Genomic DNA, 23,461 nt, shown 5'->3' with positions numbered 1-23,461 from the left:
GCCGGAATTCCCCCTCGGGCCGGGGCCGCGGTACCACCCCGCCCAGGGCCTGCCCGGCCCCACCCGTATGTGTCGTACGCGCGTGAGCTGCCGGAAATGCCGGAGTGATCGTCGCGTTACGTACCGCCCTTAACGTCCAGTCATGGCGGACATATTTGACGCATACGCGTTGGCCGATGCGTGGGACGAGATGTTTGAGCGGCCGGGTGAGGTCAGGACCGCCTATGAGCCGGTGCTGGCAGCACTTCAGCCGATCGAACCGAGTGAACTGCGCTTCCGGGCGGACCAGATGGCCCGGGCGTTCACGGACCGTGGCGTGACCTACGCCTTCGCGGGCGAGGAGCGGCCCTGGCCGCTCGACCTGGTGCCCAGGATCCTCGACGCCCTGGAATGGGATCTCATACAACGGGGGGTGAGCCAGAGAGTCCGGGCCCTTGAGGCCTATCTCGCCGACGCCTACGGTCACTGCCGTGCCTTCGAGGACGGTGTCGTGCCCTGGCGGCTGCTGCTCAACTCCGCGCACTTCCATCGCGCCGCCCACGGGGTCGAACCGCCCGGCGGGGTACGGATCCACGTCGCCGGCATCGACCTCGTACGGGACGAGGCCGGGGACTTCCGGGTGCTGGAAGACAACGTGCGGGTGCCCTCGGGCGTGTCCTACGTCATCGAGAACCGGCGCGCCATGACCCGGATCTTCCCCTCCCTCTTCGCCGAGCAGCACGTCGTGCCCGTGGACGGGTACGCGCACAGACTGCTCGCCGCCCTGCGCGCCGCCGCGCCCGCCGGGGCCTCGGACCCGCGGGTCGTCGTCCTGACCCCCGGCCCCAGCAACGCCGCCTACTTCGAGCACGCTCTGCTCGCCCGGCTGATGGGCGTGCAACTCGTCGAGGGGCACGACCTGGTCTGCCGCAACAACCGGGTCTGGATGCGGACCACGCGCGGCGAGGTGCCCGTGCATGTCGTATACCGGCGCCTGGACGACGACTTCCTCGATCCGCTGCACTTCCGCCCCGACTCGGTGATCGGCTGCCCGGGCATCATGGGCGCCGCCCAGGCCGGCAACGTCACACTCGCAAACGCCGTCGGGAACGGAATCGCGGACGACAAGCTCCTCTACACCTACGTCCCCGACCTCATCCGCTACTACCTCTCAGAGGAACCGATTCTGCCCAACGTCGAGTCATTCCGGCCCGACGAACCAGGGCAGCTGGAGGCCGTCCTCGACCAGATCGACCAGCTGGTCATCAAGCCCGTCGACGGGGCCGGCGGCCAGGGCATCGTCATCGGTCCGAAGGCCGACCGGGAGACCCTGGAGCGCACCCGTGAGGCCGTCGCCGCCGACCCGCGCGGCTGGATCGCCCAGCGGCCCGTCGCCCTGTCCACCTCCCCCACCCTCGCGGGCGAGCGCATGGCACCACGCCACATCGACCTGCGCCCCTTCGCCGTCAACGACGGCAACGATGTCTGGGTCCTCCCCGGCGGCCTCACCCGAGTCGCCCTCCAGGAGGGCAACCTGATCGTCAACTCCAGCCAGGGCGGCGGCTCCAAGGACACCTGGGTGCTCGCGGAAGGCCCCGCCGATCAGCCGACCCCGGTGTCCGCCGAGGGCGGACTCCCCGCGGTCGCACCCCGCCAGCTCGGTCCCGACGGCAACCCCACGGTCGTACAGGAAGGAGCGCAGCAGTGAACGACGTGATCCTCTCCCGGATAGCCGAGGCCCTGACGTGGACGGGCCGTTACGTCGAGCGCGCGGACATCACCGGCCGCATCCTCGACGCGTATCTCCACCGCATGCTGGAGGACCCCTGGCGTGACGAGGACGCGGCCTGCCGGTCGCTGTACGCGATCCTCGGCGTCGACGCGGGCGCTGCCCGCGTGGACATGCAACAGGTCCTGGACCAGCTGGCGTTCGACGCCCGCTCCACCTGCTCCATCGAGGGCGCGCTCGGCGCTGCCCGGCTGAACGCGCGCAGCGCCCGCGAGGCGGTGTCCTCGGAGATGTGGGAGTGCCTCAACTCGACGTGGCACGCGCTCGCCGACCAGCGTCTGGCGGCGCGCCGCACCGGCCCGTACGCCTATCTGGAGCTCGTACGACGCCGGGCCGCCCTCTTCTTCGGGCTCGCGGACTCCACCATGAGCCGGGACGACAGCTGGCGTTTCGTCGTCCTGGGGCGCAGCCTGGAGCGGGTGGACATGACCGTACGGCTGCTGAACGTACGGGTGTTGGACGCCGCCCACGCGCCCGACTGGACGACGCTGCTCAGCGCGAGCGGGGCGGACGAGGCGTACGCGCGCGTGCACAGCGGTTTCGGCGACAGCCCGCGCGTGGCCGAATTCCTGCTCCTGGACCGGGACTTCCCGCGCTCGGCACTGCACGCGCTGACGACGGCCGAGGAGTGCCTCACCGCCCTCGGGCGTCCACGCCATGACCCGGCCCGCCGCCCGATAGGCCGCCTTCGCACCCGCCTCGAATACCTGGACTCGCACGCTCTGGAAGACCAACTCCCCTCCCTCCTCAAGGACTTGCAGCACGCCTGTATGGCCTCGGCGGAAGCGGTGGCGGAGCGGTTCTTCCCGTACCAGGGGCCCGTCGAGTGGGCCCAGGAAGGAGCCTGAGATGACCCGTAGGCTTCGTATCCGCCACATCACCCGTGTGTCGTACGCCCAGGCGGCCGTCTCCTCGCACAACGAGGTCCGCATGACCCCGCTGACCCTGCCCTTCCAGACGACTCTGGACTCCCGGGTCGGCATCAGTCCGGCGGCGTCGACCTGGTCGTACTGGGACTACTGGGGCACCCAGGTCACCGGCTTCGAGCTCATGGACCCGCACGCCGACCTCACCATCACGGCGTCGAGTCTGGTGGAGACGTCCCCACCGGCCCCGCTCACCGAGGCACCGGAATGGGCAGAAATCGCCGAACGCACCGCCAACTCCCGCCTGCTGGAATTCGCGAACGCGACGCCTCGTACGATCGTCCCGCCGGAGCTGGTGGAGAAGGCGCGGGAGGCGGCCGCCGGCCTCGACCCGCACGAGACGACGGTCGCGGTGTCGTCGTTGGTCGCCGACCGGGTCTCGTACATTCCCGGCGCCACGGGCGTGAACACTTCCGCGGCCGAGGCCTGGGAGCAGGGCGCGGGCGTCTGCCAGGACATCGCCCACGTCACCATCGCCCTGCTCCGCTCCCTGGGCCTGCCGACCCGCTACGTCTCCGGCTACCTCCACCCCGAGCGCGAGGCGGAGTTGCACCGCCCGGTCGCCGGCCAGAGCCACGCCTGGGTCGAGTACTGGGCGGGCGACTGGTGCGGCTACGACCCCACCAACCGCACCCGCGCCGACGAGTCCCACGTCGTGGTCGGCCGAGGCCGCGACTACGACGACGTGACCCCGCACAAGGGCATCTACCGGGGCGTGGCGGGCGGACCGCCGGAGGTGACGGTGGAGTTCACCCGGGTGGCGTGACGGGGCACGTAAGACGCGGTGGGAGGGCCGGGGGAACACCCCCGGCCCTCCCACCGCGTCACGGCTCCGTGAACTACTTCAGGCCGGCCGCCTCGCAGGCCGCCTCGTACTTGTTGGTGCAGATGTCGGACAGCTTGTAGATGTCGTCCGCGAGGACGGTTTCCTTGATGTTGTCCTTCGTCAGGGCGACGACGGGGACAAGCTGTGAGGGGACGTCCTTCTGGGTGGGGCTGTCGACCTTGTCGCGGGTGAGGGAGTCGAACTGGATGTCGCGGCCCTGGACCTTGGCCACGGCCATCTCCGCGACGGCCTCGGCCTCCTGCGGGTACGACTTGTAGACGCTCATGTACTGCTCGCCGGTGAGGATCCGCTGCACCGCGGCCAGTTCCGCGTCCTGGCCGGTGATCGGCGGCAGGTTGGTGACGCCCGCGGCCTGGAGGGCCTTGATGATGCCGCCGGCCATGCCGTCGTTGGCGGAGTAGACGGCCTTGATGTTGCTCGCGCCGAACTCGTTGATCGCCTCGGTCATGTTGGCCTGGGCGTTCTCCGGCTTCCAGTCCTTGGTGTCGAAGGTCGCGGCGATGTCCACCTTGCCGTCGATCTCGGAGAGCGCGCCCTCCTTGAACTGGGCGGCGTTGGGGTCGGTGGACGAGCCGTTCATCATGACGATCTTGGTGGAGGTGGTGACGTTCGACCCGAGGGACTCCATGAGGGAACGGCCCTGGACCTCGCCGACGAGCTCGTTGTCGAAGGAGATGTACGCGTCGATCGGACCTTCGGCCAGGCGGTCGTAGGCGATGACCGGGATCCCGGCGTCCTTGGCCTTCTTGACCCCGCTCGCGATGGCGTGCGCGTCGACGGCGTCCAGGATGATCACGTCGGCCTTCTCGTCGACCATCTGCTGGAGCTGCTCGGCCTGCTTGTCGGCGTCCTGGTCGGCGTTGGCGTAGTCGACCTTGCCGATGTTCTTGGTGAGGGACTCGACCTTCTTCTTGATGATCGGGTAGTCGAAGTTCTCGTAGCGGGAGTTGGCCTTCTCCGGCAGCAGGAGGCCCACGGTGATGTCGTTGCCCTTGGTCGGGCTCGCCTCGCCGGCGTCGGAGGATGCGTCCAGCACGCCACAGGCGGCGAGCGACAGGGTCATCGTGGACGCGGCCACGGCGGCTATGGCGGTACGACGCATTTCGGGGGCTCACTTCTGGTGTCTTCAGGACGTGGGTGCAGCGTTGCGACCCAGGTGACTCAAAAGCCAACGCGGCCACGCCCACCGGCGTCAAGCGGAACTACTTAACGGGATTGCAACATCACGTTCCGTTTGGGGTGTGAAGGGGTCGCGGAACCCCCTCCAAACGCCCTTTACGGACTCTCCACCCCGCGTCCGTCAAGCGGAGTACCAAGATCCGCACAACCAAGACCATTCTTCACGAGTCGTGATCACGACAGCCTCGTCCAGACAGTTCCGAGCCGTTCCGATCCCGACCAGAGGACCGAATGAACCCAGCCAGACGCACGACGACCGCGGCAGCGACCGCCGTCGTGCTCGCCACCGCCGGCGGCCTGCTCACCGCCGTCGCCGTCCCGGCCTCGGCCGCGACCACCTGCGCGTCGCCGGTCTACAAGCGGCAGTTCTTCGCGAACACCACCTTCTCCGGTACGGCGAAGAAGACCGACTGCGACAGCGCGATCGACCAGAACTGGGGCACGGGCGCCCCGGCTTCGGGACTGCCGAGCAACAACTTCGGCGTCCGCTGGACCGTCACCCGCGACTTCGGCTCCGGCGGCCCGTTCTCCTTGGCCGCCTCCGCGCAGGACGGCATACGGGTCTACCTGGACCCCGGAACGACGAACGCCCGCAAGATCAACCTGTGGAAGAACGTTTCCTCGACGGTGAAGAAGACGGTGAACATCACCGTCCCGAAGGGCAAGCACACCCTCCGCGTCGACTACGTCAACTGGACCGGCAAGGCCAACGTCAAGTTCACGTACACACCCCGCACTTCGGCCACGGTCGACAAGGTCAAGCCGCTGACGCCGACGGGCGCGTCGGTGACGTACGCCTCGGCCACCGGCAAGGCCAAGCTGACCTGGGCGAAGAACAAGGAGAAGGAGATGGACCTCGCCGGGTATCGCGTCTACCGGCGTCTGAAGGGGGCCGCGTTCGGCAGCACGCCGCTCGCGACGACGACCTCGACGTCGTACACGGACAACCCGCCCGCGACCGGGGAGACGTACTACTACGAGGTCCGCGCCTACGACAAGGCGGGCAACGAGTCGGCCGGCAGCGCCGACCAGGGCGTCACCACCGTCGACACGGCGGCGCCCGCCGCGCCACTGGACCCGCTGGTGTCGTACGACACGACGACCAACGTGGCGAAGCTGACCTGGACGAAGAACCAGGAGACGGACCTCGCCGGCTACCGCCTCTACCGGCGGCTGCAGGGCAGCACCAGCTGGGCGGAGGTCGGGACGACCACGTCGACGACCCTCACCGACACCCCGCCCGCGACCGGCGAGGTCTACTACTACGAGGTCCGCGCCCACGACAAGGCGGGCAACGAGTCGGCCGGCACCGCCGACGTGCTCGTCACCAGCATCGTGCTGGAGACGCCCGCCTGGTTCGCCGCGAACGCCACCGACACGGGCGCCGAGCTGAACTGGTCGGGGGTCGGCGCCGCGGTGAAGTACCGGGTGGAGCGGACGGACTTCTACGGCACCGTCACCAAGTCCTGGGATCTCGCGTACACCGTGAGCCTCACCGACGACTCGCTCGAACGCGGCGAGATCGCCAAGTACCGGGTGGCCGCGGTGGACGGCTCGGGCCATGTCTCGCCGTACACCGAACTCCAGATGGTGACCCGGCCCATCGCCACCCCCCGCGACCTCACGGCGTCCGCGGGCATCGGCAGCGTGACCCTCCAGTGGACGATGAAGCCGGAGGACGCCCCGTACACCGACTTCCACGTGTACCGCTCGACGACGCTGCCGGTGGGCTCGTCGGGGGTGATCTGCCCCACCACGTACACCGAACTCGCCGACGGCAGCCGCCGGTACACCTGCACCGACGACGACGCCAAGGAGGGTACGACCTACCACTACGCGGTGGAGGCCCTGTACTACACCACCCCGTCCTTCCGCACCGACCCGGTGACCGTCACCACGCTCACCTCCGACACGGCGCCCGCCCCTGTCACCGGCCTCACGGCCACCGCGACGGAGTACGGCATCGAGCTGGACTGGGCCGACAGCACCGAGGAGGACATGTACCGGTACGTGGTCTACCGGGGCACCCTGGTCGGTGACTCGGGTGGCGAGCAGGAGTGCTCCGCCTCGGAGGTGGCGCAGCAGTCCTTCGGCCTCAGCTTCTACCGCGATGTCGCCCTCCCCGACGGCGAGTCGGTGTGCTACTTCGTGGACGCCCTGGACCAGGCGGGCAACTCCAGCTACATGTCGACCGGCACAGCGAACCGGGCTGTCGTGGACGAGCTGGACCTGACCCCCTCCGTCGCCACCCCGGAGGGCTCACCGCTCACCGTGACGGCGAGCGAGTGGAACCTGGAGGACGCCCGCACCCACCTCTGGTGGGAGCCGCTCGACTCCGCGACCGGTTACGACATCCACCGCTGGAACCCGGTCAGCGAGCAGTACGAGCTGCTGACGACCACGTCCGACAACTGGTACTTCGACACCACCGCGGCCAAGGGCACCACCCACTTCTACTGGGTGACCGCCCACTACGCCGACGGCACCCAGTCCCTGCCCGGCGCCGACCATGTGATCCTCCAGCCGTGAAATCCGGCGGCCTGATTCCCTGACCCAGGCCTCAGCTCCGCCGGGGGCCCGTGATCCCCTCACCGATCACGAAGCCCTTGGCGGGGCCTTCGGGGATGGTGACGTCGGTGCCGTAGGGGACGCGGTGCACCCCGATCCAGTCGGCCTTCTCGGGCTGGGGTTCGGTGAGGACGGTGACAGAGCCCTGGTCGTCGTAGTCATCGATGAGCACGTAGACGGGGATGCCGGCACGGGCGTATTCGCGGCGCTTCTTGACCCGGTCGCGGTCCTGGTTGCGCTTTCCGGGAGACACGACTTCAAACACGACCCGGACGCCCGAGGCTGTGAGGCCGAGGCCGTCATCCGTCACGTAGCGCTCGGCGTCCCTGGCGACGACGAACAGGTCAGGCACCCATGCGCTGCCGTCGTGGACGATGTTCGTGTCATGTCGGGCGGCGAAGTCCCCACCCCTCAGAAACTCTCCCAGCGCCTCCTTGAGCAAGAAGATGATCTGGCTGTGCGAGTAGCGGCCGGTGGGCGACACCTCGATGGCTCCCTCGATGATCTCAGCGCGGTAGCCCTCGGGGAGTTCCATGGCCTTCCATGCCCGCCACACGACCTTGTCCAGGTCGGCGTCGATCTCAGCCGGGGACACGGACTCGGTCCTGATGTCAGGCATGGTCTCGGGCCTCTCGTGCGCAAGAGCGGTCATGGTGGCGTCACCTCCTCAAGTGTGGGCTTGGCGTCCTTGGGGCACAAGCAACGCGATCACGGTAGGTACGACGATTGGGCTGACCAGGGGGGATAGCCAGGGCTCACCCGTTCGAGTGAGGAAAAAACAATCCACCGTCCCCACTCAGCTCGAACCACACCCCCTTCGCAAACCGCCCAGCCCTATCGACGGCAACGCCCCACAAGTCCGCGACCTCCTCCACAAGCGCGAGGCCCCTCCCCCAGCAGGCAGTCACCGCGACGCCAGAGGTGACCGGCGGATCCGGGCTCTCGTCGAACACGCTCACCCGCAGCCGCGCCGGGGTCAGCCGGATGCGGATCATCGCGGAGCCCTTGGTGTGCAGGTGCACGTTCGTGACGAGTTCCGAGGTGCAGAGGGCCGCCGGCATGACGAGGGGTTCCAGGTCGTGGGTGAAGAGGACGGCGCGTACGAAGTCCCGGCAGACGCGGGGGGAGGTGACGTCGCCGGGGGCGAAGAGGCTGTAGTGGTGGGCGAGTTGGGCGGGCCGGTGGGGTGCCCGGCGGGCGGCTTCCATAGATGGGTCAACTCCTGGTGGGGGGTGGCGTGAAGTGCGGGGGTCTGCCCGCGATGGCTCCGCCCGAGTCCGGCCGGGTGCCGGTTCGGGTGCTCTTTCGCTTGCGGGCAGGGGGAGTTGGAGGACTCCGGTACGGTTCCGGAGGGTTATCGGCGCCACACCAAAGGTAGCCACAGGAGTATTACAGGTACAACCAAAACGGAGATTCCGTAGACCAATCACCAAAAGCAGAGCAGACTTTGACCGAAGCGATCAGGAGTGAACCTTGGGACTGCGTACGACGGTCAGCGAGCGCCAGCGGCGACTCGGCAGCGAGCTGCAACTACTGCGCGAGCAGGCCGGCCTGACCGCAAGCCAAGCCGCGGCGGCCATCGGCATCGGCCGCGTGCAACTCAGCCAGATCGAGACGGCCCGTACGGCCATCACCACCGAGCGCCTCCGCACACTCTGCGAGCTGTACGGTTGTACGAGCCATACGCACATAGAGGCGCTGATCTCCATGTCGGAGGCAACCGGCAAGGGCTGGTGGAGCGCCTACAAGAAGCACCTCGGCCCCGGCCCACTCAACCTGGCCGAACTGGAAGCGGACGCCGTCGAGCTGCGGACGCACGAGCCCTCGTTCATCCCGGGCCTCTTCCAGACCGCCGACTACGCTCGGGCCATCTTCACCAGCCCCAAGCTGGGCTTCGAGAACATCGAGGAGGCGCTGAGCTTCCGGATGGAGCGGCAGCGGATCCTCACCGGCGAGAACCCGCCCGAGGTGCACGCCGTGATCCACGAAGCCGCCCTGCACATGCGGTTCGGCGGCACCGAGGTCGTACGCAAGCAGTTGCTCCGGCTCCTTGAGCTCGGACGCCTGCCGAACGTGACCATCCAGATCTACCCGTTCAGCGCCCAGGCGTACTCGGCCCTCGTCGGGAACTTCACCCACATCGTCCCGAGCAGCCCCGAGCTGAGCACGACGATCGTCGAACAGCCCCTCGGCTTCCACTACTTAACCGAGCAGGACCAGCTCCAGCGGTACTCCTCCCTCTTCGACCGCCTGGCCGAGAACGCCCTGCCACCCATCGACGTATCGTTGGCCCCGGAAGCACACTCCGTGAAGGATTCGCTGGCCCTCATCCAGCACCTCCTCTACGCGCTCTAGGAGGCCCAGGTGCCCGAACTGACCTGGCAGAAGTCGTCGTTCAGCGGCGGCCCCGAAGGCAACTGCCTCAACCTCGCCACCGCCCCCGACGGAACGATCCGCCTACGCGAGAGCGACACCCCAACCACGGTGATCCCCACCACCTCCGAGCCCCTGACCGCCCTCCTGGCTCACCTCAAAACAATCCCCCGCCCATAACCTGAGAACACCCACGCACCTCCCGTACAACCAACCCCCTCCTTCACGAGTCCTGATCATCGGCGGCCTCTCTTTGCCTGCCGTTGACGCGTAGACAATCAGGACTTGAAGGACCGAATGAACCCAGCCAGACGCACGACCACGGCCGCAGCCGCCACCGTCGTGCTCGCCGCCGCGGGCGGGCTCCTCGCCGCCACCGCCGCCCCGGTCTCCGCCGCCACGACCTGCAACTCCCCGGTCTACAAGCGGCAGTTCTTCGCCAACACCACCCTCTCCGGTACGGCAAAGAAGACCGACTGCGACAGCGCGATCGACCAGAGCTGGACGGGAGCCCCCGCCTCCGGGCTCCCCAAGGACAAGTTCGGCGTCCGCTGGACCGTGACGCGCGACTTCGGCTCGGGTGGGCCGTTCGCTCTGAGTGCCACCGGGACGGACGGCATCCGCGTCTTCCTGGACGGCAGCCGCAAGATCAATCTCTGGTCCAACACCACCGGTTCACGCTCCAAGACCGTGAACGTGACGATCCCCAAGGGCAAGCACACTCTGCGGATCGACTACGTCAACTGGACCGGCACCGCCAAGGTCAAGGTCACCTACGCACCCCGGACCGACGCGACCGTGGACAAGGTCAAGCCACTCGCCCCGGCCGGCCTCACCGCCACCTACACCGACGCCACCCAGCAGGCAAAACTGAGCTGGAAGAAGAACGTCGAGATGGACCTGCTCGAATACCGGCTCTACCGGCGCGTGGCCGGTACCACCGGCTGGCAGATCCTGCGTCACCTGGGGACCACCACCACCTCGTACACCGACACCCCGCCAGCCACCGGGGAGACGTACGAGTACCTGCTGCGGGCGTACGACAAGGCCCACAACTACTCGGCCGACACCTCGATCGCCACGGTGACCAGCCTCGCCGTCACCACGCCGACCGGCTTCACCGCCACCGGCACCGACACCGGGGTCACCCTCGGCTGGGACGCCGTGCCCGGGGCGGTCAAGTACCGAGTGGTGCGCTGGGCTTCCAGCGACGATGACGACGCCACCTGGGTGACCACGGGTACGTCGATGGCCGACACCGGCGCGACCCGTTCCGCCGACAACACGTACCAGGTCGCCGCGATCGACGCGAGCGGCCGGGTCACCGCCTACTCCACATCCAAGACCGCCCACCGACTGGTGGCCGCGCCCACGATCGGCCAGGCCTTCCCGCACTCCGGCGCGGTCACCGTGATCTGGGACGCGGACACCAAGACCGGCGGTGACTACATGGGCTTCCGGATCTACCGCGCCACCGGCACGAGCACCGACTGGGTCGAGGTGACAGAGCGCTGCCGCTGGACCCGGCGCACGTTCGCCGACGGCAGCCGCCATTACTACTGCACCGACTGGTCGGCGGGCACCAACACCGCCTACCGCTATGCGGTCAGCGGCTACGACAGCAACGACAAGGAGGGCCTGCGCAGCGGCGAGGTGGCGGCCACCACCGGCACCGACAAGCAGGCGCCCGCGGTTCCGGCGTCCCTGACCGCCACGGTCGAGGACTGGGGCACGTCCCTGACCTGGTCGAAGGTGGCGGACGCCGACCTCGACGAGTACACCGTGTGGCGGGGCACCACCGTCGACGGCGTGTGCACGGACCCCGAGAAGCTCGGGTACACCGCCGTGACCGAGACCTCGTACCAGGACGTCAACCTCGCGGACGGCGAGAACCTCTGCTACGTCGTCCGGCCCGCCGACTTCGCCGAGAACCTCAGCGCGGGCACCACCGTCCACGTCACCGAGCACGATCTGCGGCCCACGGTGGAGACCCCGGCCGGGGCCACCCACGCGGCCTCCGCATATTTCAACGCCCTCGGCAATGTCCAGTTGAGCGCCTGGGTGCCGGCGGGCACGGAGCACTACGCGAGTTTCCGGGGAGCCCGCTGGAACCCGCAGACCGCCACCTTCGACGCGCTGCCGGACTCCTCGCCGCTCACCGACGCGAACGTCCCGACCGGAACGTCCCTGTGGTACCAGGTCGTCGGCGTCCGCGAGGACGGCACCACCTCACTGCCGCTCCTGGTGAGCGTCGCCATACCGCCGGCCTCCTGAGAACGGAACCGAATGAACCCAGCCAGACGCACGGCGGCCGCAACCGCGACCGCCGTCGTACTCGTCACCGCGGCCGGCCTGCTCGGTACGGCCGTGTCCGCGTCCGCCGCCACCAGCTGCACCTCGCCGGTCCACAAGCGGCAGTTCTTCGCGAACACCACCTTCTCCGGCACCCCGAAGAAGACCGACTGTGACGCGAAGATCGCCGAGAACTGGGGCACCGGAGCCCCCGCCTCCGGACTCCCCGCCAACAACTTCGGCGTCCGCTGGACCGTCACCCGCGACTTCGGCTCCGGCGGCCCGTTCTCCTTCGCCGCCGAAGCCCAGGACGGCATCCGCGTCTACGTCGACGGCAGCCTCGAGATCGACCTCTGGAAGAACGTCTCCAACACCCGGAAGAAGACCGTGGACCTCACGATCCCCTCCGGCAAGCACACCCTCCGCGTCGACTACGCCAACTGGACCGGGTCCGCGAACGTCAAGTTCGCCTACACGCCTCGCACTTCGGCCACCGTCGACAAGGTCAAACCCCTCGCCCCGACCGGCGCCAAAGCCACGTACGACACCGCCACCGGCAAGGCGAAGCTCACCTGGTCCAAGAACAAGGAGATGGACCTCGCCGGCTATCGCGTCTACCGCCGACTCAAGGGCAGCGACAGCTGGAAGCGGCTGACCACCACGACGGGAACCTCCTACACCAACACCCCGCCCGCCACCGGCGACACGTACTACTACGAGGTCCGCGCCTACGACAAGGCCGGCAACGAGTCGACGGGCAGCACCGATCGCCCGGTCACCACGCCGGACAAGACCGCGCCCGCGGTCCCCTCGGGCGTCACGGCGACCGACGGACAGCCGGGCATCACGGTGGCATGGAACGCCGTACCGGGAGCGACGCAGTACCTCGTGCACCGGCAGTGGCAGTACGACGGCGAGAACCCCGTCGTCGAGGTGGCGAAGGTGACGACCACCTCGTGGCTCGACACCACCGCCAAGGAGACCCTGAGCTACGAGTACTGGGTCACCGCCGTCGACGGCGCCGGCAACAAGTCCGCGAAGTCCGCGCCCGCGTGGGTCTCGCGCGACGACCACGCGCCGTCCGCACCCACCGTGCTGACGGCCACCACACAGGCCGACACGGGCGTCACCCTCACCTGGAAAGCGGCCACCACTCCCGTCACCCAGGACCTCTGGCGCTTCCGGATCTACCGGAACGGCTGGTTCGTCGAGGAAGTCCCGGTCAGGCAGACCTCCTTCACCGACACCGACGTCCGCCACAGCACCTCGTACGCGTACACGGTGACCGCCGTGGACATCGCCGATCACGAGTCCGTCCCTTCGGCCCCGGTCACCGGCACCGCACCGGCCACCGGACTCGCCCCTGCGGCCGTCGACGGGCTGCGGGGCGCCATGGACGGCAGTGACATCGAGCTGGTGTGGCAGCGCAGCACGGAGGAGGACGTCGACCACTACGACGTCTACCGGGGCGTGCTGGTCGACAGCGTCTGGCAGTACGAGCTGTGGAACGACGTACAGCAGAGCTGGGAGGACGAGCCGCTGGTGTCCTACGTCCACGAGATCTACGAGCCGCAGGGCGAGACCGTCCGCTGGGCTGTCCTCGCCGTGGACACGGCCGGCAACTCCCTTTTCCCCACCGGCGAAGACTTTTCCTACGTCACCGTGACCGAACCGGAGAGCGCCGAATGACCCGCACCATCCGCACGACAGCCACCACCGTCGTGCTCGCCACCGCCGGCGGGCTCCTCGCCACCGCCGCCGCGCCCGCCACCGCCGCGACCACCTGCGCATCGCCGGTCTACAAGCGGCAGTTCTTCGCGAACATCACCCTCTCCGGTACGCCGAAGAAGACCGACTGCGACTCGGCCATCGACCAGAACTGGGGCACCGGCGCCCCCGCCTCTGGCCTCCCGTCGAACAACTTCGGCGTCCGCTGGACCGTGACACGGGACTTCGGCTCCGGCGGGCCGTTCTCCTTCACCGCGTCCGCCCAAGACGGCATCCGCGTCTACCTCGACGGCACCCGCGAGATCAACCTCTGGAAGAACGTCACGTCGACGGTCAAGAAGACCGTCAACGTCACCATCCCCAAGGGCAAGCACACCCTTCGCGTCGACTTCATCAACATCACCGGCAAGGCCAACGTCAAGTTCGCCTACACGCCCAGGACTTCGGCCACCGTCGACAAGGTCAAACCGCTCAGCCCGACCAGTCCGACCGCGACGTACGACACCACGACCGGCAAGGCCAAGGTCACCTGGACGAAGAACAAGGAAATGGACCTCGCCGGCTACCGCGTCTACCGCCGCCTTCAGGGGACTACCTTCGGCAGTACGCCCCTCGCCACGACCACCTCCACGTCGTACACCGACACCACCCTCCCGAAGGCGGGCGACACCTACTACTACGAGGTTCGCGCCTACGACAAGGCCGGCAACGAGTCGACGGGTACCGCCGACAAGGCCGTCACGACGGTCGACCTGACGGCGCCCGACCGGGTCACCGGGGTCACCGCGCTCGGCACCACCGCGGGCAACGCCCTTTCCTGGCAGGCCTCTTCGAAGGACGTCCACCACTACGAGGTGTGGGCCGCGCCGGTGGGGCAGAGTGACCCGGACGGTCCCCAGCCCGTGTTCGAGACGTCGTACACGGATCTCATCGCGGACGCCGGTACTGCTTACACGTACACCGTTCAGGCCGTCGACGTCGCAGGGAACATCTCACCGTCCTCCGAAGCCGTGACGGTGACGCGCCCCGTGGCGTCCACCACGCCCGCCCCGTCCGCCCTTGAGGGCGAGCCCGGCGACGCCTCCACCCACCTCACGTGGACGCCGTCGGAGGACGGCACGGTCACCGGGTTCCACGTCTACCGCCGCACCTCCGCCAACGGCGCCTGGGGCCTGGTGGGCACCGCGGGGGCGTCGGGCACGTCCTACGACGACACCTCCGCCCCGCAGGGGGCCGCGTTCTACTACGTCGTCGCCCTCGACGACACGGGCGTCGAGTCGGTGCCCAGCGCACAGGTCACCGTCGACCGCCTCACCCCGGCCACCGCGACCGGGCCGGCCGCACCACAGCTGACCGTGGTCTCCGAGGGGGGCACGCGTTCCCCCATCCAGGTCGGCGTCAAGCCGGGAGCCGGTGACGAGGGTCGCGTGCTGCAGGGGTACTCCTGGGACATCTCCGGCGCCTGCGGCTCCAGCGGCACCCAGCTGACGACGTCGGCCACCATCGCGTGGACCCCTCAGTACACCGGCCCGTGCACCGTCACGGTGACCGCGGTGGATGCCTACGGCCGTACGGGCGAGGCGGGTTCGGTGGAGGTCATGGTCTCCCGCTAGAACCCGTTGGGAGCCCCCTCCCGAGTTGCCCGCCTGACCCGTACAACCATGTCCCGGCCCGATAACAGGACTTGAAGGACCGAATGAACCCAGCCAGACGTACGACCGCGGCCGCATCCGTCGCCGTCGTACTCGCCACCGCCGGCGGCCTGCTCGGCGGCGCCGCCGTGACCGCCTCGGCCGCCACAACCTGCAACTCCCCGGTCTACAAGCGGCAGTTCTTCGCCAACACCACCTTCAAGGGCACCCCGAAGAAGACCGACTGCGACAGCGCCGTCGACCAGAGCTGGAGCGGCGCTCCGGCCGCCGGCCTTCCGAAGAACAGCTTCGGCGTCCGCTGGACCGTGACCCGGGACTTCGGCTCCGGCGGGCCCTTCGCTCTTGCCGCGTCCGGGCTCGACGGGATACGGGTGTACGTCGACGGCGTTCGCAAGGTCAACCTGTGGAAGAACACCTCCACGACCGTGAGCAAGACCGTCAACGTCACCATCCCGTCCGGCAAGCACGCCCTGCGGATCGACTACGTCAACTGGACCGGCGCCGCCAAGGTCAAGTTCACGTACACGCCCCGCACTTCGCCCACCGTCGACAAGGTCAAACCGTTGACCCCGACGGGCACCACGGCGACATACGACACCGCCACCGGCAAAGCCACACTCGCCTGGTCCAAGAACAAGGAAATGGACCTCGCCGGCTACCGCGTCTACCGCCGCCCGCAGGGGACCGCATTCGGCAGCACCCCCCTCGCCACGACCACCTCCACGTCGTACACCGACACCACCCTCCCGGTGACCGGCGCCGACACGTACTACTACGAGCTCCGCGCGATCGACAAAGCGGGCAACGAGTCCGCCGGCACCGCCGACAAGCCCGTCACCACCGCCGACCGCACCGCCCCCGCCGTGCCCACCGGGCTGGAGACCTCCCTCTCCCTGAGCGGAATCCGGCTCGAATGGACCGCGGTCACCGGAGCGGCGTCGTACGGCGTGTACCGGGCGCCGAGCGGGAGCAGCTCGTACGTCAAGATCGGGGACGCGACTACGGCCACGTACCTGGACACCTCGGCGGTGGAGGAGAGCACCTACACCTACCGGGTGACCGCCCTGGACGCGGCGGGCAACGAATCCGCCCGTTCCGCCGCCATCGAGGCCACCCGCCCGGACAGCACCGCACCACCCGCGGTGACCGGGCTCACGGCCACGCCGACCGAGTACGGCTTCTCCCTGTCCTGGGACCCGAACCCGGCGCCCGACCTCGGGCGGTACCTCGTCTACCGGGGTGAGCTCCTGGGCGACGACGAGGAGAAGGTCTGCTCCGTGCACGAGGTGGAGTGGCTGTCCGCCGACACCACGTCGTACGAGTACGCGACCCTGCCCGACGGCGAGGAAGCCTGCCTCTTCGTGGACGCCTACGACGACAACTGGTGGTCCGCCTGGAAGACGACCGGCGAGGCCAACATCATCACGGCGACGGAACTCGACGTGACGCCGAGCGTCGCGACTCCGGAGGGCTCCCCGCTGGAACTGGACGCGTCCGGAGCGGAGGGCGACGAGGGCAACTACCTCGACTGGAACTGGAGCGCCAGTTCCCAGGAGACGACCGGCTACCGCGTCTACCGCTGGAACCCCGCGACCGAGACGTACGAGAAGATCGCCGACCTCGGCAGCGATGTCTCCTCCTACTTCGACACCGGCGTCCAGCGCGGCACCACGTCCTTCTACTGGGTGACCACCCTGGCCGCGGACGGCACCGAGTCCGTGCCGGCGGGCGACTGGGCGGCAACCGCGCCCACGCCCGCGCAGTGATCTGAAACCGAACCCTGACGTACCGCCCCACCATGGACTGAAGGACCGAATGAACTCAGCCAGACGACGCACGACCGCCGCGGCAGCCACCGCCGTCGTGCTCGCCACCGCCGGCGGCCTGCTCGCCGCCGTCACCGTCCCGGCCTCCGCCGCGACCACCTGCACCTCGCCCGTCTACAAGCGGCAGTTCTTCGCCAACACCACCTTCTCCGGCACGGCGAAGAAGACGGACTGCGACAGCACGATCGACCAGAGCTGGAGCGGTGCTCCGGCCTCAGGCCTGCCGTCGAACAACTTCGGCGTCCGCTGGACGGTGACACGGGACTTCGGCTCCGGCGGACCCTTCTCCCTCACCGCCTCGGGCCTGGACGGCATCCGCGTCTACCTGGACGGCACCCGCAAGATCAGCCTCTGGAAGAACGTATCCACGACGGTCAAGAAGACCGTCAACCTCACCATCCCCAAGGGCAAGCACACCCTCCGCGTCGACTACGTCAACTGGACCGGCGCCGCCAAGGTCAAGTTCACGTACACGCCCCGCACCTCGGCCACCGTCGACAAGGTCAAGCCGCTGGCCCCGACGGGGGCGTCGGTGACGTACGACTCGGCCGCCAGCAAGGCCAAACTCACCTGGGCAAAGAACAAGGAGATGGACCTCGCCGGTTACCGCGTCTACCGGCGGACGAAGGGGTACACCGACTGGCATCTGGTCAGCGGAGGCAGCCTGCTGACCGGCACGTCGTTCACGGAGGCTCTCGTGCCCTCCGGCCACGCGCACTACTACGAGGTGCGGGCCGTGGACAAGGCCGGCCTGGAGTCCGGGGGCAGTGCCGACCAGCTCGTCACCACAGCGGACCGGATCGCGCCGACCGTCACCGAGCTGACCGTCGTCGGCGAGTCGGCCCTGGACGGGGTGACCCTTACGTGGTGGCCCGGTGAGGCGATGCTGACGACGCAGCTGCTGAGGGCCGGTTCGCCCAACGGGCCCTTCGAGGTGGCCGAGACCAACCTGGGCAACTCCGCGGTCGATGACACCGCCCCGTACGGGGAGACCTCCTACTACAAGATCGCGTCGACCGACGCGGCGGGCAACACCGGGTACTCGTCGGTGGTGTCGTTCGCCCGGCCGCTCGCCGTGCCCTACTTCTGGAAGTCGGAGAACCGGCCGGAGGACGGCGGCGGCGTCGATCTGACCTGGGACGTGTCGCCCTACGCGCCGGACGAGTTCCGGGTCCACCGCGAGGAGCGCCGCTTCGACAACGCGACCGGCACGTTCGACGTCGTCGACTCGCAGGTGGTGCCCTGCGCCCCGACGCTCACCGACACCGCTTACGGCACCCGCCACACCTACACCTGCACCGACACCACGGTCGTGCCGAGCCCGAACGACGGCTTCTACGTGTACTGGGTGACGACCGTCGACGCGCTCGGGCGGGAGTCGGCTCCCTCGCAGACCATCTCCCACGGCTACGGCGACGGCACCGCCCCGCCGCTCGTCACCGGGTTCACGGCCACCGCCACCGAGTACGGCACGGTCCTGGACTGGGACGACAGCCCGGTCGCCGACCTGGCCGAGTACAACGTGTTCCGGCTCAGCACGGTGGACGACGGCACCCAGTACACGCACGTGGGCACGGTCAAGGCGGGCACCAGCCGGCTCGTCGACTCGGCGAACCTCCAAGACGGCGAGAATCACACGTACTTCGTGGACGCGGTGGACACCTCGGGCAACTCCAACTACACGTCGGCCGACAAGATGGTGTCCACCACCGTCACCGAGTACGACCTGCGGCCCACCGTGGAGACCCCCGCGGACTGGCTGGTCAGCGTGAGCGCCCAGGCCGGTGTCGAGGGCTCGACCGGCGTCGATCTCACGTGGAACCTGTCCAGCTCGTACTACGGGGACGACATAACCGGCTACCGCGTCTACCGCTGGAACCCGGCCACCGCTGCGTACGAGCCCCTGACCGCCGACCCGGTCACCGGCACCTCGTACACCGACACCACGGCCGCCGCCGGCACCACCCACTTCTACTGGGTGACCGCCCTGCACGCCGACGGCACCGAATCCAAGCCCGGCGACGCCTGGGTGGCCCTGGCGCCCTGAGCATCCCGAGCACACGAAAGCGGCCCGGAGGTCGATGAACCTCCGGGCCCCTTTCGCATGTCACACGCCGTCAGTCCGAGGACTGCCGCCCCTTGGGCCGCCACACCACCAGCGCACTCGTCTGCTGTACCTCCTGGTACGGCACCAAGTCCCGCCGATACGAAGCATGCACCGCCGCCTCCCGCTGCTGCATCGCCGCCGCCGCGCCGTCCAACGCCGACTCCAGTTCCGCCACCCTCGACTGCAGGGCCGCGACCTGGTTCTCCAGCTCGATGATGCGTTTGATGCCGGCGAGGTTGATGCCCTCGTCCTGGGACAACGCCTGCACTGTGCGCAGGAGTTCGATGTCGCGGGCCGAGTAGCGGCGGCCCCGGCCGGCGGTGCGGTCGGGGGAGACCAGGCCGAGGCGGTCGTACTGGCGGAGCGTCTGCGGGTGCAGGCCGGAGAGCTGGGCCGCCACCGAGATGACGTAGACCGGGGTCTCCTCGGTCAGTTCATAAGGGTTGCGTCGACGGCCGTCCATCTCGATCAAGCTCCCTTCGCTGCCTGGAACAGCTCGGCCCGCGGGTCCTCGTCCGCGGTGGCCTCGCGATACGCCTCCAGCGCGTCACGAGCATTCCCCGTCAGGTCCCTCGGGACACTCACCTCTACGGTGACCAGCAGGTCGCCCCGGGTGCCGTCCTTGCGAACCGCGCCCTTGCCGCGGGCGCGCATGGTGCGGCCGTTGGGGGTGCCCGGGGGCAGCTTCAGGGTGACCGACGGGCCGCCCAGGGTCGGGACGCGGATGTCGCCGCCGAGGGTCGCCTCCGCGAACGTCACCGGGACCGTCACCGTCAGGTTGTCGTCCCTGCGGCCGAAGACCGGGTGGGCGTCGACGTGGACCATGACGTACAGGTCGCCCGCCGGGCCGCCCCGCTCGCCCGGTGCGCCCTTGCCGCGCAGGCGGATCCGCTGGCCGTCGGTGACGCCCGCCGGGATCCGGACCTGCATCGTCCGGGACGACTTGGCCCGGCCGCTGCCCTTGCACTCCAGGCAGGGGTGCTCGGCGATCAGGCCGCGGCCCTTGCAGTCCGGGCAGGGGTCGGTCAGAGAGAAACCGCCGCCTGAACCCCTCGCCACCTGGCCGGTGCCGACGCAGGTCGGGCACACGCGCGGTGTGCCGTTCTTGTCGCCGGTGCCCGAGCAGGCCTTGCACGGCGCCTGCGAGGACATGCGCAGCGGAACCGTCGCGCCCTCGATGGCCTCCGTGAAGCTCAGCGTGACCTCGGACTCGATGTCCTGGCCGCGCCGGGGCTGGGTACGCGTGCCGGTGCCCGCGCCGCCGCGGCTGAACAGGCCCCCGAAGACGTCACCGATCCCGCCGCCGAAGCCGCCGGGGCTCTGGCCGCCCTGGGTGCCGCCTCCGAAGAGGTCGCCCAGGTCGAAGTTGAAGTTGCCGCCGCCCGCGCCCGGCCCCGGGCGGAACCCGCCGTTGCCGAAGAGGGCGCGTGCCTCGTCGTACTCCTTGCGCTTCTTGGGGTCACCGAGGACGTCGTTCGCCTCGGAGATCTCCTTGAACCGCTCCTCCGCCTTGGCGTTGCCCTTGTTGGCGTCCGGGTGGAACTCGCGGGCGAGCTTCCGGTACGCCTTCTTGATCTCGGCCTCGGTGGCGTCCTTGGGGACGCCGAGGACCTTGTAGTAGTCCTTCTCGATGAAGTCCTTGGTGCTCATCCCCGACGTCCCTCCTTCCACTCGCTGTTTACGTCAGCCCTCCTCAGGGCCGTTGTCCTTGTCCTCGCCCGCCTCGGCACCTTCCTCGGCCTTGACCACCTGCGTGGCCCCGGGCTGCGGCTCGGCGACCGCCACCCGCGCGGGGCGGATGGTGCGCTCACCGAAGCGATACCCGGGCTGCAGAATCGCCACGCAGGTCGTCTCCGTGACGTCCGGCGCGTACGAGTGCATGAGGGCCTCGTGGATCATCGGGTCGAAGGGCTCGCCCTCCTTGCCGAACTGCTGGAGTCCCAGCTTCGCCGCCACGGTCTCCAGCGACTCCCCCACGGACTTGAATCCGCCGACGAGTTCGCCGTGATCCCGCGCGCGGCCGATGTCGTCGAGGACGGGGAGGAGTTCGGTGAGGAGGTTCGCGATGGCGATCTCCTTGACCGTGATCCGGTCCCGCTCGACGCGGCGGCGGTAGTTCTGGTACTCGGCCTGGAGCCGCTGGAGGTCCGCGGTGCGCTCACCGAGCGCGGTGCGTACCTGGTCCAGCTGGGCCGTCAGGCCTGCGATCTGTACTGCGTCCCCGGCCGGGGCCGCCCCCTCCCCCGCGGAGGGGGAGGCGGCCTGCGGCTCGGCGTCTTCGGGGGTGGCGCCGGAGGGGACGTCGGGCTTCTCTTCGAAGCCCGGAGTCTCCTCGGTCACGCGGCACCGTCCTTGCGCTCGTCGTCGACGATCTCCGCGTCCACGACGTCGTCGTCGGCCTTCGGGGCCTCGGCACCGGCGTCGGCGCCACCGGCGGCCTGCGCGGCCTGGGCGTCGGCGTACATGGCCTGGCCGAGCTTCTGCGAGACGGCCGCGACCTTCTCGGTGGCCGTGCGGATCTCGGCGGTGTCCTCGCCCTTGAGCGCGGCCTTGAGCTCCTCGACGGAGGCCTCGACCTCGGTCTTGATGTCGCCGGGGACCTTGTCCTCGTTGTCCTTGAGGAACTTCTCCGTCTGGTAGACGAGCTGCTCGCCCTGGTTGCGGGTCTCGGCGGCCTCGCGGCGGGCGTGGTCCTCCTCCGCGTACTTCTCGGCCTCTTCGCGCATCCGGTTGACCTCGTCCTTCGGCAGCGAGGAGCCACCGGTGACGGTCATCTTCTGCTCCTTGCCCGTGCCGAGGTCCTTCGCGGTCACGTGCATGATGCCGTTGGCGTCGATGTCGAAGGCGACCTCGATCTGCGGGACACCGCGCGGGGCCGGCGGCAGACCGGTCAGCTCGAACATCCCGAGCTTCTTGTTGTACGCCGCGATCTCGCGCTCGCCCTGGTAGACCTGGATCTGCACGGAGGGCTGGTTGTCCTCGGCGGTGGTGAAGATCTCGGACCGCTTGGTCGGGATCGTCGTGTTCCGCTCGATGAGCTTGGTCATGATGCCGCCCTTGGTCTCGATACCAAGCGACAGCGGGGTGACGTCGAGAAGCAGGACGTCCTTGACCTCACCCTTGAGGACACCGGCCTGCAGGGCGGCGCCGATGGCGACGACCTCGTCCGGGTTGACGCCCTTGTTGGCGTCCTTGCCGCCGGTCAGCTCGCGGACGAGCTCGGCGACGGCGGGCATACGGGTGGAGCCACCGACGAGGACGACGTGGTCGATCTCGTTGATGGAGACGCCGGCGTCCTTCATGACGTTGAAGAACGGCGTCTTGCAGCGCTCCAGCAGGTCGGCCGTCAGCTGCTGGAACTGGGCGCGCGTGAGCTTCTCGTCCAGGTGCAGCGGGCCCTCGGCGGAGGCCGTGATGTAGGGCAGGTTGATCGAGGTCTCGGTGGACGAGGACAGCTCGATCTTGGCCTTCTCGGCGGCCTCGCGGAGGCGCTGGAGGGCCATCTTGTCCTTGCCGAGGTCCACGCCGTGGCCGGCCGAGAACTGCTTGACCAGGTAGTCGACGACGCGCTGGTCCCAGTCGTCACCACCGAGGTGGTTGTCGCCGTTGGTCGCCTTGACCTCGACGACGCCGTCACCGATCTCCAGCAGGGACACGTCGAAGGTGCCGCCACCGAGGTCGAAGACGAGGATCGTCTGGTCGTCCTTGTCGAGGCCGTACGCGAGCGCGGCCGCGGTGGGCTCGTTGACGATACGAAGGACGTTGAGACCGGCGATCTCGCCGGCTTCCTTCGTCGCCTGGCGCTCGGAGTCGTTGAAGTAGGCCGGGACGGTGATGACCGCGTCCGTGACCTTCTCGCCCAGGTAGGACTCGGCGTCGCGCTTCAGCTTCTGCAGGATGAAGGCGCTCATCTGCTGCGGGTTGAACTGCTTCCCGTCGAGCTCGATCTTCCAGTCCGTGCCCATGTGGCGCTTCACGGAGCGGATGGTCCGGTCCACGTTGGTGACCGCCTGGCGCTTGGCGACCTCGCCGACCAGCACCTCGCCGTTCTTCGCGAAGGCGACGACGGACGGCGTGGTCCTGGCACCCTCGGCGTTGGTGATGACGGTGGGCTCGCCGCCCTCCAGAACGCTGACGACCGAGTTCGTCGTGCCCAGGTCGATGCCGACCGCACGTGCCATGGTGATTTCCTCCA

18 protein-coding genes are annotated in these 23,461 nt (G+C 68.8%); 11 read left to right on the top strand and 7 right to left on the bottom strand.

Annotation, left to right across the window (positions count from 1 at the left end):
• Window positions 1-142 precede the first annotated feature (142 nt).
• The 3 genes from AC5DRG_RS28850 to AC5DRG_RS28840 are packed head-to-tail and all read left to right on the top strand — an operon-like array spanning window position 143 to window position 3,460.
• Complete coding sequence (locus AC5DRG_RS28850; protein ID WP_491802358.1) at window positions 143-1,687, top strand: circularly permuted type 2 ATP-grasp protein; 1,545 nt, start codon at window positions 143-145, stop codon at window positions 1,685-1,687.
• A complete protein-coding gene (locus AC5DRG_RS28845; protein ID WP_491802357.1) occupies window positions 1,684-2,616 on the top strand; it encodes an alpha-E domain-containing protein in 933 nt (310 codons plus the stop codon). The genes AC5DRG_RS28850 and AC5DRG_RS28845 overlap by 4 nt, the downstream gene beginning before the upstream one ends.
• Before the next feature lies 1 nt (window position 2,617).
• A complete protein-coding gene (locus AC5DRG_RS28840; RefSeq protein WP_491802356.1) occupies window positions 2,618-3,460 on the top strand; it encodes a transglutaminase family protein in 843 nt (280 codons plus the stop codon).
• 73 nt (window positions 3,461-3,533) lie between these two features.
• Here AC5DRG_RS28840 and AC5DRG_RS28835 read toward each other — a convergent pair whose 3' ends face one another.
• Window positions 3,534-4,643 (bottom strand): sugar ABC transporter substrate-binding protein, encoded by a 1,110-nt coding sequence (locus AC5DRG_RS28835; RefSeq protein WP_491802355.1) that lies wholly within the window; start codon window positions 4,641-4,643, stop codon window positions 3,534-3,536.
• A 308-nt stretch (window positions 4,644-4,951) separates the two neighbouring features.
• Between AC5DRG_RS28835 and AC5DRG_RS28830 the strand changes: the two genes are divergently transcribed.
• A complete protein-coding gene (locus AC5DRG_RS28830) occupies window positions 4,952-7,249 on the top strand; it encodes a fibronectin type III domain-containing protein (protein WP_491802354.1) in 2,298 nt (765 codons plus the stop codon).
• 31 nt (window positions 7,250-7,280) lie between these two features.
• Here the strand turns inward: AC5DRG_RS28830 and AC5DRG_RS28825 are convergent, their stop codons facing one another.
• Together AC5DRG_RS28825 and AC5DRG_RS28820 are read right to left on the bottom strand one after the other, a co-directional pair.
• Window positions 7,281-7,940: a Uma2 family endonuclease gene (locus tag AC5DRG_RS28825; RefSeq protein ID WP_491802353.1), complete on the bottom strand. Its 660-nt coding sequence runs from the start codon at window positions 7,938-7,940 to the stop codon at window positions 7,281-7,283.
• 103 nt (window positions 7,941-8,043) lie between these two features.
• Window positions 8,044-8,496 carry an ATP-binding protein gene (locus tag AC5DRG_RS28820; RefSeq protein ID WP_491802352.1) on the bottom strand — a complete coding sequence of 151 codons (453 nt, stop codon included), beginning with the start codon at window positions 8,494-8,496 and terminating at the stop codon, window positions 8,044-8,046.
• Window positions 8,497-8,761: 265 nt separating this feature from the next.
• Between AC5DRG_RS28820 and AC5DRG_RS28815 the strand changes: the two genes are divergently transcribed.
• From AC5DRG_RS28815 to AC5DRG_RS28785, 7 genes are all read left to right on the top strand, one after another.
• Window positions 8,762-9,643, top strand: coding sequence for a helix-turn-helix domain-containing protein (locus tag AC5DRG_RS28815; protein ID WP_491802351.1), 882 nt, complete (start codon window positions 8,762-8,764; stop codon window positions 9,641-9,643).
• Window positions 9,644-9,652: 9 nt separating this feature from the next.
• Window positions 9,653-9,841, top strand: a complete 189-nt coding sequence (locus AC5DRG_RS28810; protein ID WP_491802350.1) for a DUF397 domain-containing protein — start codon at window positions 9,653-9,655, stop codon at window positions 9,839-9,841.
• Window positions 9,842-9,958: 117 nt separating this feature from the next.
• Window positions 9,959-11,935: a PA14 domain-containing protein gene (locus tag AC5DRG_RS28805; RefSeq protein ID WP_491802349.1), complete on the top strand. Its 1,977-nt coding sequence runs from the start codon at window positions 9,959-9,961 to the stop codon at window positions 11,933-11,935.
• 12 nt (window positions 11,936-11,947) lie between these two features.
• Window positions 11,948-13,642 (top strand): fibronectin type III domain-containing protein, encoded by a 1,695-nt coding sequence (locus tag AC5DRG_RS28800; protein WP_491802348.1) that lies wholly within the window; start codon window positions 11,948-11,950, stop codon window positions 13,640-13,642.
• Window positions 13,639-15,294, top strand: coding sequence for a PA14 domain-containing protein (locus AC5DRG_RS28795; protein WP_491802347.1), 1,656 nt, complete (start codon window positions 13,639-13,641; stop codon window positions 15,292-15,294). The genes AC5DRG_RS28800 and AC5DRG_RS28795 overlap by 4 nt, the downstream gene beginning before the upstream one ends.
• A gap of 83 nt (window positions 15,295-15,377) precedes the next feature.
• Complete coding sequence (locus AC5DRG_RS28790) at window positions 15,378-17,099, top strand: PA14 domain-containing protein (protein ID WP_491802346.1); 1,722 nt, start codon at window positions 15,378-15,380, stop codon at window positions 17,097-17,099.
• 49 nt (window positions 17,100-17,148) lie between these two features.
• On the top strand, window positions 17,149-19,206 hold the full coding sequence (locus AC5DRG_RS28785; protein ID WP_491802345.1) for a fibronectin type III domain-containing protein: 2,058 nt from the start codon (window positions 17,149-17,151) through the stop codon (window positions 19,204-19,206).
• A gap of 70 nt (window positions 19,207-19,276) precedes the next feature.
• On the opposite strand, the gene AC5DRG_RS28780 is transcribed toward AC5DRG_RS28785, so the two are convergent.
• The 4 genes from AC5DRG_RS28780 to dnaK are packed head-to-tail and all read right to left on the bottom strand — an operon-like array spanning window position 19,277 to window position 23,447.
• Entirely contained in the window at window positions 19,277-19,729 is a 453-nt protein-coding gene (locus AC5DRG_RS28780) for a heat shock protein transcriptional repressor HspR (RefSeq protein WP_491802344.1), read from the bottom strand.
• 5 nt (window positions 19,730-19,734) lie between these two features.
• Complete coding sequence (gene dnaJ, locus AC5DRG_RS28775; protein ID WP_491802343.1) at window positions 19,735-20,916, bottom strand: molecular chaperone DnaJ; 1,182 nt, start codon at window positions 20,914-20,916, stop codon at window positions 19,735-19,737.
• Window positions 20,917-20,949: 33 nt separating this feature from the next.
• Window positions 20,950-21,606 (bottom strand): nucleotide exchange factor GrpE, encoded by a 657-nt coding sequence (gene grpE, locus AC5DRG_RS28770; RefSeq protein ID WP_491802342.1) that lies wholly within the window; start codon window positions 21,604-21,606, stop codon window positions 20,950-20,952.
• A complete protein-coding gene (gene dnaK, locus AC5DRG_RS28765; RefSeq protein WP_491802341.1) occupies window positions 21,603-23,447 on the bottom strand; it encodes a molecular chaperone DnaK in 1,845 nt (614 codons plus the stop codon). The genes grpE and dnaK overlap by 4 nt, the downstream gene beginning before the upstream one ends.
• Between the last annotated feature and the right edge of the window lie 14 nt (window positions 23,448-23,461).

The sequence above is a fragment of the Streptomyces sp. JLBG701 genome (assembly GCF_058544905.1).
The sequence above is the reverse complement of the archived record's forward strand: the minus strand, read 5'-3'. Positions and strand labels throughout refer to the sequence as shown.

Bases quoted from the DNA above. Each gene is read 5' to 3' on its own strand.
- AC5DRG_RS28825 (WP_491802353.1), bottom strand. From the start codon at position 7,940: ATGACCGCTCTTGCGCACGAGAGGCCCGAGACCATGCCTGACATCAGG.
- AC5DRG_RS28785 (WP_491802345.1), top strand. From the start codon at position 17,149: ATGAACTCAGCCAGACGACGCACGACCGCCGCGGCAGCCACCGCCGTC.
- AC5DRG_RS28805 (WP_491802349.1), top strand. From the start codon at position 9,959: ATGAACCCAGCCAGACGCACGACCACGGCCGCAGCCGCCACCGTCGTG.
- AC5DRG_RS28850 (WP_491802358.1), top strand. From the start codon at position 143: ATGGCGGACATATTTGACGCATACGCGTTGGCCGATGCGTGGGACGAG.
- AC5DRG_RS28790 (WP_491802346.1), top strand. From the start codon at position 15,378: ATGAACCCAGCCAGACGTACGACCGCGGCCGCATCCGTCGCCGTCGTA.
- AC5DRG_RS28820 (WP_491802352.1), bottom strand. From the start codon at position 8,496: ATGGAAGCCGCCCGCCGGGCACCCCACCGGCCCGCCCAACTCGCCCAC.
- dnaK (WP_491802341.1), bottom strand. From the start codon at position 23,447: ATGGCACGTGCGGTCGGCATCGACCTGGGCACGACGAACTCGGTCGTC.
- AC5DRG_RS28830 (WP_491802354.1), top strand. From the start codon at position 4,952: ATGAACCCAGCCAGACGCACGACGACCGCGGCAGCGACCGCCGTCGTG.
- AC5DRG_RS28835 (WP_491802355.1), bottom strand. From the start codon at position 4,643: ATGCGTCGTACCGCCATAGCCGCCGTGGCCGCGTCCACGATGACCCTG.
- dnaJ (WP_491802343.1), bottom strand. From the start codon at position 20,916: ATGAGCACCAAGGACTTCATCGAGAAGGACTACTACAAGGTCCTCGGC.
- AC5DRG_RS28800 (WP_491802348.1), top strand. From the start codon at position 11,948: ATGAACCCAGCCAGACGCACGGCGGCCGCAACCGCGACCGCCGTCGTA.
- AC5DRG_RS28780 (WP_491802344.1), bottom strand. From the start codon at position 19,729: ATGGACGGCCGTCGACGCAACCCTTATGAACTGACCGAGGAGACCCCG.
- AC5DRG_RS28795 (WP_491802347.1), top strand. From the start codon at position 13,639: ATGACCCGCACCATCCGCACGACAGCCACCACCGTCGTGCTCGCCACC.
- AC5DRG_RS28840 (WP_491802356.1), top strand. From the start codon at position 2,618: ATGACCCGTAGGCTTCGTATCCGCCACATCACCCGTGTGTCGTACGCC.